8 protein-coding genes are annotated in these 7,723 nt (G+C 54.7%); 1 reads left to right on the top strand and 7 read right to left on the bottom strand.

Going from position 1 to position 7,723, the window contains the following annotated elements; genetic code table 11:
* Positions 1-986, bottom strand: a 986-nt coding sequence (locus GX466_03520; protein ID NLH93276.1) for a heavy metal translocating P-type ATPase, incomplete at its 3' end; no start/stop codon positions are given.
* The gene (locus tag GX466_03515) at positions 983-1,342 is read right to left on the bottom strand and encodes a helix-turn-helix transcriptional regulator (GenBank protein ID NLH93275.1); all 360 of its coding nucleotides are present in this window, start codon (positions 1,340-1,342) and stop codon (positions 983-985) included. The genes GX466_03520 and GX466_03515, both read right to left, overlap by 4 nt.
* Positions 1,343-1,551: 209 nt before the next feature.
* Here GX466_03515 and GX466_03510 point away from each other — a divergent pair, with 209 nt between their 5' ends.
* A complete protein-coding gene (locus GX466_03510; protein NLH93274.1) occupies positions 1,552-2,925 on the top strand; it encodes a sel1 repeat family protein in 1,374 nt (457 codons plus the stop codon).
* A 45-nt stretch (positions 2,926-2,970) separates the two neighbouring features.
* Here the strand turns inward: GX466_03510 and rsmD are convergent, their stop codons facing one another.
* From rsmD to GX466_03485, 5 genes are all read right to left on the bottom strand, one after another.
* The gene (gene rsmD, locus GX466_03505) at positions 2,971-3,513 is read right to left on the bottom strand and encodes a 16S rRNA (guanine(966)-N(2))-methyltransferase RsmD (GenBank protein ID NLH93273.1); all 543 of its coding nucleotides are present in this window, start codon (positions 3,511-3,513) and stop codon (positions 2,971-2,973) included.
* 182 nt (positions 3,514-3,695) lie between these two features.
* Positions 3,696-4,268: a hypothetical protein gene (locus GX466_03500; GenBank protein ID NLH93272.1), complete on the bottom strand. Its 573-nt coding sequence runs from the start codon at positions 4,266-4,268 to the stop codon at positions 3,696-3,698.
* A gap of 699 nt (positions 4,269-4,967) precedes the next feature.
* Positions 4,968-6,149 (bottom strand): sel1 repeat family protein, encoded by a 1,182-nt coding sequence (locus GX466_03495; GenBank protein NLH93271.1) that lies wholly within the window; start codon positions 6,147-6,149, stop codon positions 4,968-4,970.
* 33 nt (positions 6,150-6,182) lie between these two features.
* A complete protein-coding gene (locus GX466_03490; protein NLH93270.1) occupies positions 6,183-6,863 on the bottom strand; it encodes a sugar-phosphate aldolase in 681 nt (226 codons plus the stop codon).
* Positions 6,864-6,886: 23 nt separating this feature from the next.
* On the bottom strand, positions 6,887-7,723 hold an 837-nt coding region (locus GX466_03485), incomplete at its 5' end, for an AMP-binding protein (GenBank protein NLH93269.1).

Genomic DNA, 7,723 nt, shown 5'->3' with positions numbered 1-7,723 from the left:
TGTCCAAGTATTGTGGGGATGAGGAAGACCAGGATGGCGATGCCGACCACGACCGGGGTATAGATCCGGGCGAAGCGGGTGATGAATTTTTCCTGCTGCGATTTGCGTGTGCCGGCGTTTTCGATCAGGTTCAGGATGCGGGTTACGGTGCTTTCCGCCTCGCTGCTGGTTACCTTGATCTCCAGTCGGCCGCTGTGGTTCAGGAATCCGGCGAAGATTTCCGCGCCGGGGTTCACGTAAAGCGGCTCTGCCTCGCCGGTGAGGGTGGAAGTGTCAACCGTGCTTTCGCCCTTCAGGATCACGCCGTCGAGAGGGACCCGTTCGCCGGGATTGACGATGATGGTTGCGCCCACCGGCACTTCTCCCAGGCGGGTTTCCACAACTCCGGCAGTGGTTTTGAGGTGGGCCTTATCCAGTTTGAGTGACAGCATGCCGCGGATCGAGCGACGTGAATGCTCCAACGCGCGGGATTCCAACCATTGGCCAAATTCGTAGAGAACCATCACCGCGGCTGCCTCTACATATTCACCCAAAATGACAGCGCCAATTGTAGCTATGCTCATCAGCAGCTGTTCGGAGAAAAGCTGCTTGGAAAGCAGTGATTTGCCGGCGTTGACCAGCACCCGGTGTCCCGCCAGCAGCCACGCGGCCAGACCCAGCCAGGGTTTCAGGACGGATGGCGCCAGTAGTGATCCGGTCATCAACACTAGGGAACCACCTAAAACCAGCCAAAGGGTTGTGTTTCGTTTCACGGAAGCTTCAGCGCCGCTGAGGGTGATGGTCACGCCAGGTTCAATAGTGGCGGCAATGCCGTTCAGTTTTTGCAAAGGCTGGTCGATGGCGGAGTTGTATTGCACCGTCAGCCTGCGGTTCACGAAATCCAGGTTGGCTCTCTGAACCTCAGGCAGCGAGTTGATCTCTGCTTCGAGCTTGCCCGCGCAGCTGGCACAATCGAGGTTTTGGATGTCGTATTCCTGCACGTTCATGGACGCAGTCCCTCGTTGATGTGCTCCAGCGCGATGGCGAAGACCTGCTGCACGTGTTCGTCATCCAGCGAATAATAGATGGTGGTGCCTTCGCGGCGGTATTTCACCAGCCGATGCAGGCGCAGGGTCTTCAACTGGTGTGACACAGCCGATTGTTGCATACCGACCAGCGAAGCCAGGTCCGCCACGCAGAACTCACTCTGGGAAAGGAAATAGAGGATGCGCAGACGGGTATTGTCGGCAAAAACAGCGAAAAACTCGCTCAGGTAGCTGGTGGTCTGTTCATCCGGCAGTCCAGATTTGATGCGGGCCATCTTCTCGTCGGAAATGCCCTTGCACAAACATTTGGCATCCATTTAAACCTCATATATATGAATATATGTTCATATATTGGAAAGGCGCCCTGGTTGTCAAGAACTTATTTCGGATGGACGCTATAACAAGGTTCTTCTCCACAAAATGAACTCGAAACATATAACTCTATACAGCCTGATCTAATAAAGGGGAATGCTAAAGCAACTTTCTGCTTGACACAAAAGCAAAGCTTAGGATTATCTTATCTCATATGTTTGAAAACTTGATTTCACGTAAAACGGTCTTGATCCTGGCCCTCTGTGCGGTTGCTGTGGGTCTTTTTGCCCAGGCAACCTATAGCAGCGAACTGATGCGTGACGCCCTCAACGGCAACGTGGAAGCCCAATATTCCCTTGGTTGGAGCTACTATCACGGCGAAGGCGTGCTGCGTGACCTGCGCGAAGCGGTTAGATGGTATGCCCTGGCTGCAGATCAGGGCCATGCCGACGCCCAGTGCAATCTGGGCTGGTGTTATTACAGAGGCGAGGGTGTTGCCAAAGACGAAACCGAAGCAGCCAGATGGTGGCGTATCTCAGCCCGGAGGGGGAACGCTTTCGCGCAGTATAACCTGGGCTGGTGTTACGACAACGGTTTCGGCCTGCCGCAAAACAAGTTGGAAGCCTTTAAATGGTACCGCGAATCGGCCCGCAAAGGCAATCCCAACGCCCAGTGCAACCTAGGCTACTGCTACTATCTGGGCGAGGGAGTCACTCAGGACCTCGCAGAGGCGGTGCGCTGGTGGAATCTGGCTGCCGAGCAGGGCAATTCCACTGCCATGTACAATCTTGGCATCTGTTATGACAACGGTTTCGGCGTCACCCAGGATTTCCGGGAAGCGGCAAGATGGTATCGCCTCGCGGCTGAAAGCGGGGCGCAGCCTAGCCTTCCAGACCCCGGCAGCGGTGTTCTGGCGGTGCCCGGAGCCATTTCTGAAGACGAACAGACCCTACTTGTGTGGCCTTTGGAAAGTACCGATGGGGAAACTCCTGAGGAACAAACAACGATTCCAGACCGCCCAGAACGAGTCAAACCCAACTGGGATGCCAATCTCAGCGAGATGTACGACCTGGGTGAACAATACTATAAGGGCGACGGGGTGCCCCAGGATGAAATCGAAGCCGTACGCTGGTGGCTGATGGCCGCTGAGGAAGGGGATCCGCGGGCTTTGTATGCACTGGGTGTCGCCTATCTGAATGGGCGCGGGGTGGCCAAAGACGTCAAGGAAGCAGCACGCTGGTACATGATGTCAGCGGAAGCCGGTTATCCCAAAGCCCAAAACACCCTTGGGGTCTGCTATAAGAACGGCACCGGAGTTGATAAGGACGTGGATGAAGCGGTCAAATGGTACCGGCTGGCCGCGCAGCAGGATTACGCCATGGCCCAGAGCAACCTTGGCGTCTGCTATGCCAACGGCGAAGGCGTGGAGCGGGATTACGAGGAAGCCAGTTTTTGGTTCACGCTGGCCGAGGTAAACGGCAACGACACCGCGCAGTCCTACCGGGAAAAGATAGAGAAAAAACTAAGCGAGGAGCAGAAAGCCAGGGTTCAAACCCGGGTGCAGATTTGGCTGGATACCAAGTTCTAAGCTCCTGAGCGGCTTGGAAACAACCGAACGGGACTTGGGGCGGACCTATTTTTCTTCAGCCCTGAGCAGCGTGAAACAGCTGGAGCGGCCGGTTTTCACCTTCAGCACCAATTCCTGATAGGCCTCCGCCACCGGTTCCTGAGGGCTGTGCTCGGCGATAGCCACTCCGCCCGGCAGCAATAATCCACGCTGATAGATCAGGTCGAGGCAGGGATTGAGCAGGTTTTTGGCATAGGGTGGGTCCAGAAAGATCACATCCCATCTGGTATCGGTGCCTTTCAGAAAAGCATCTGCGCGCTTGCGCCAGACGTGGCAATCATCTCCGCAGCCCAGCAACGCCACGTTTTTGAGGATCACAGCCACAGCAGGGGTGGCAAACTCCACCAGGTCAACCCACTCCGCCCCGCGTGACAAAGCTTCCAAGCCATAGAAACCGGTTCCGGCAAAGAGGTCCAGCACCCTTTTTCCCGCCAGATCGGAATAGACATTGAAGATCATAGCCCGGTTGTAAGCGGTGGTGGGCCGGGTGGTTCTGCCATCCACAGTTAAGAGATAGCGACCCTTGTACTTGCCGGTGATGATGCGCAAGAAAAAACCTCAGGAGCGGAGCTTTTTGGGACGGCCCCGCGGAAACTTTAGCGGGATTTCCAGTTGTACCGGCTTTGCCTCAAAATGTGGACATGAAACCACCGTAACGCTCTCCGACTGCTTGCACTTATTGCGGCAGCGCTGGCAAAGCTTGTTGTATTTGGTCTCCGCTTTGGCCGGCATCAGGGTTTGTCTTTGGGCTCCTGCATCTCCAGAATTACTGCCACGAGGTCGCTTAACTTGACGTCGGTGAGCTTCTGGTCCTTGTCAAACCTGCTCAAAAGCGCCATCAGCAAGTCCTTCACCGTGAATTCCCGGGCATCGGGGACCGTTTCGGCCAGGTTCAGTTGGGTCTGCTGTTCAATTTCCTGTAGGATTTGCGTCAAAGCGTCCGTCTCGGCTTCATCCCCGTCCAGCCAATCTTCGTCTTCCTCGATATAGATATCCGCGCCCAAAGAGCCTTCATTCAGCTTTTCCCTGGCCCGGGCCAGGTTTTCAAAACCCTGGTGGTCCAGGATTCTCAGGTAAGCCAGTTCCTCCGGAGTGAAAAGTTTCTCGATGCGGGGGTCATAGCGGTTTGCGGGATCGTTCAGAATACGCTGATGCAGCGCTTCAATGCTTTCCCTCACGGCCGCCGAAGAATCGGTCTGGCTGATCATTTCATAAGCGGACAGGGCCTCAAAAAACTGGTTTTGTTCTTCAAAAAGCTTTGCCAGAGTGATGGTTGGCGCCCAGCCTGAGCTATTGTTCTTCATGTGAACTCCCTTGTTGAATCATCGGCACCAATCTGGACAGGGGCGCATTTGTGTCAATGAAAACCTTTGCCGGGTCAAAGGCGTTGGAAACACATCAAAACCGCTTCCCGTTCCGGGCCAAAGGAAAGGCTTCGGTTTCATGGTCGCCGGGAACGGAAACATCTTGAACGGATCAAAGTCCTTTGGCCGTTAAGGCCCTTTCAAGAATCCCGGATTCGCCTCCCGTATGATGCCCGCATTTGGTGCGAGGATTAGGCGGGAGGCATGGGAGTGGGATGGAAATGAGCGCTCAGGGTCTGACAGACAGGGCATTGAGGTGGGCAAATATGTATGGCTCTTTTTCAAACTGGGTGGGTAAAGCCCAGAGGGGCGCTTTCTGATTGCGCTACAACAGCCGTTTGATTTGAAAGAGAACCCAAAGCATGAAAGGTTTTCCAAGCAGAAAAAACCGTGGGGATCGCCGGGCGGCGTCCCCACGGACTCGGAGGGCATTCTATGTAGGGTCTGTATAGGTCACATTGTTAGGACTATGATTTATGTCAAGCTAAATTTTCCTTTCTCATATTCCCTGTCTTTTAGACGACATATTATCAACTGCTTAACATGGTTTGGCATCAGGGCAGTAAAAAAGCCGGCCTTGAAACCGGCTTAAAAAATCGAATATGCAGGACAGGGAATCCCGTCCGTCAAGTTCTGGGCTCAATCAGAATAGTGTTGTCTGTACCAGGATTCCGCCCTCAGGAGAAGATTATCGATATCCTGAGGTGTAAACATCGAGGAGAGCAAGCCGCGGGCCTGTTCGGCATCGGCTTCGCCGTTGGCGGCTGCCAGCGAATACCAGAAGAAAGCTTCAGTGGCATTCTCCTTGACGCCTTCGCCGAAAGCGTAGCAGTTGCCGATTTCGTACTGGGCGCTTGGATGTCCCTGGTCAGCGGCGCGGAGATACCATTTGGCGCCTTCGGTCATGTCCTTGGGGATCATTTCCCCGCCGAAATAGATCTGGCCAAGCTGATACTGCGCTTCCCGGTGACCAAGTTCGGCCGCGCTGGTGAGCCATTTGATGGCTTCGCCGGCATTGCGTCCGGGTCCGCTGAGATTGGTAAGCGCGATCTGGTAATGGGCTTCGGGATAATTCCTATCCGCCGCGCTGCGATACCACTTGAGGGCTTCTTCGTTGTTTTGGGGCACCCCTTCGCCTTTGGCGTATGCCTGGGCAAGGTTGAACTGGGCAAAAGCGTCACCGGCCGCGGCAGCTTTGGCATACCAGGCAGCGGATTCGGAGGCGTTGGTTTGCACCCCTTCTCCATATTTATAGCAAAAGGCGAGGTCGTTGATGGAGGGGATGTGGTTTTTGTCGGCTGCCTGGCGGAAAATGCGCACGGCGGCTGCTTTATCCTGGTTGACACCGGTGCCGTAATAATAGCAGCGGGCCAGGCTGAACATGGCGTTGAGGTTTCCGCCGCTGGCAGCAAGGTCATACCATTTCACTGCTTCACGCTGGTTTTGGGCTATCCCTTCACCCATGAAAAAGCACACTCCCAAGCTGTATTGGGCTGAGTTCACGTTTTGGTTGGCGGCACGGCGGAACCATTCCACAGCTTGTTGCCTGTTCTTTTCAGTGCCCAAGCCGTTGTAGTAGCAGTAGGCAAGGTTGTTTTGGGCGCCTGGATGGCCTTGGCCGGCAGCAACAGTGTACCATTTGACCGCTTCGGCGAGGTTTACTTCCACGCCAAGGCCGTCCTGGTAACACATGCCAAGCTGAAACTGCCCTTCAGGGTTGCCGCTTTTGGCAGAGGCGACTATCGCTTCGCTGTATGTGACCTGCCCAAGCAGTAGTGCTGAGAGCGTAAGGCACATCAGAGTAAGTATTATATTACGCATGAGGATCCTCCTAATAAGGTTGAGACGAAACTCTTAACAAGGGGCAGATTTCGTCAAGAGAAATTTGTATAACGCTATGGCAGCAGCCTTTTCCACCACTTCAAGATGATCCAGAGCGGTGTTGGCAGAAATTCCTGTGCAAACCAGCCCGTGCCCTGGCCAGATCAGGGCTTTGCGTTGCTTGATGGCCCTGAGGCTCAATTCCGCCAATTCCTGCGAGCCTGGAGGGGCTGCGGCAGGGGCAGCTATTCCTTCCGGCAGAAACAGCTCCAGTTCTGCCAAAGCTTCACGCAGCAAGGCATTTAAGGCACTTTCATCCGCATACAGATTAAGCTGGCTGAGCAGAATGATGCTGTTGGGATGGGCGTGCAACACAACTTTGTCCGCTCGACCGGTTTCCAGGAAATGCTTCTGCAACAGCTTGTGGCAACTCCATTCCGAGGTTGGCCTGGCAGTTTCGGGATAGTGTTTCTCGCTGGAACCGTCTATACGCACCAGCAGCATTTGGGAAAGGGGGTCGCGGGCCATCTGGCGGTAACGGCTGCCGCTGCGCGAGACCAAAAACCAGTTGTGATCAGCACCAAAGAGCTCTTGAGCCTCAGCGCTCACGTTAACGGAAACGTTGCCCGCGTTGGCCTCAGCCCAGCCGTGCAGGTTGATTTGCTCTGCCACAGCGCGCAGTTCTTCGATTTGGCCGGGAATCCGGTTGGCCAAAGCGGCCAGTTTGTCTGTCTTGGCTATTTCTTCTCTCCTTTGGCGCTACGGGAGCGGCAAATCTTTTCCACTTCACGGAAGTTAACCTTTCCGCTGGACATCATCGGGATGTTGTCTATAATGTAAAATTGGCGCGGCACCGCGATGCTGGGAAGCTGCTTCTTGAGCTGTTTCAGCACCTTGTGTTTGTCGAAATTGCCGTTGGCGACGGCTGCCACCACATCTGCTCCCTTGGTGGGATTGGGGATGTCCACCACGCAACAGATCACGTCTTCAGGCAGCAGGTGGCTCAGCACATCCTCCACATTTACCAGCGAGACCATCTCCCCGCCCACTTTCACAAAGCGTTTGAGCCGGCCCCGGTGCCAAAGGAATCCGTCGTTATCGATGATTCCGATGTCGCCGGTGTCGTACCAGCCGTTGCGGATGCGCATGGAAGTTTCTTCGTAATCATTATAATAACCTTCCATTACGAGGTCGCCTTTAACCAGTATTTTTCCTTCCAGGTTGGGGCCGAGGGTCTCACCGGTGTCGATGTCCAGGATGCGCACCTTCACCCCTGGCAGGGGAGGGCCGATGCTGCCAGGCTTGTGGGCTCCCGGCCTGTTCACAGAGATCACCGGCGAGGTTTCTGTTGTGCCATAGCCTTCAAAAATGGTGATGCCGTGCTTCTTCAGGAAGCCATCGTAAACCTTGACCTGAAGTTTGTCTGCTCCGGCAATGGCAAAGCGGATGCTGGCAAAATCGCCTGGCTCCGATTTCTGCAGATAGCCGTAAAAGAAAGAGGGTGTGGCCACCAAATACGTTACCTTATATTTTCGCACCAGAGAGCAGATGGTTTGATACTCCAGCGGATTGGG

The sequence above is a fragment of the Candidatus Cloacimonadota bacterium genome, from assembly GCA_012516855.1.
Lineage (GTDB): Bacteria > Cloacimonadota > Cloacimonadia > Cloacimonadales > Cloacimonadaceae > Syntrophosphaera.
The sequence above is the reverse complement of the archived record's forward strand: the minus strand, read 5'-3'. Positions and strand labels throughout refer to the sequence as shown.

Coding starts and splice junctions, on each gene's coding strand:
- GX466_03495 (NLH93271.1), bottom strand. CDS start 6,149: ATGCGTAATATAATACTTACTCTGATGTGCCTTACGCTCTCAGCACTA.
- GX466_03510 (NLH93274.1), top strand. CDS start 1,552: ATGTTTGAAAACTTGATTTCACGTAAAACGGTCTTGATCCTGGCCCTC.
- GX466_03515 (NLH93275.1), bottom strand. CDS start 1,342: ATGGATGCCAAATGTTTGTGCAAGGGCATTTCCGACGAGAAGATGGCC.
- GX466_03500 (NLH93272.1), bottom strand. CDS start 4,268: ATGAAGAACAATAGCTCAGGCTGGGCGCCAACCATCACTCTGGCAAAG.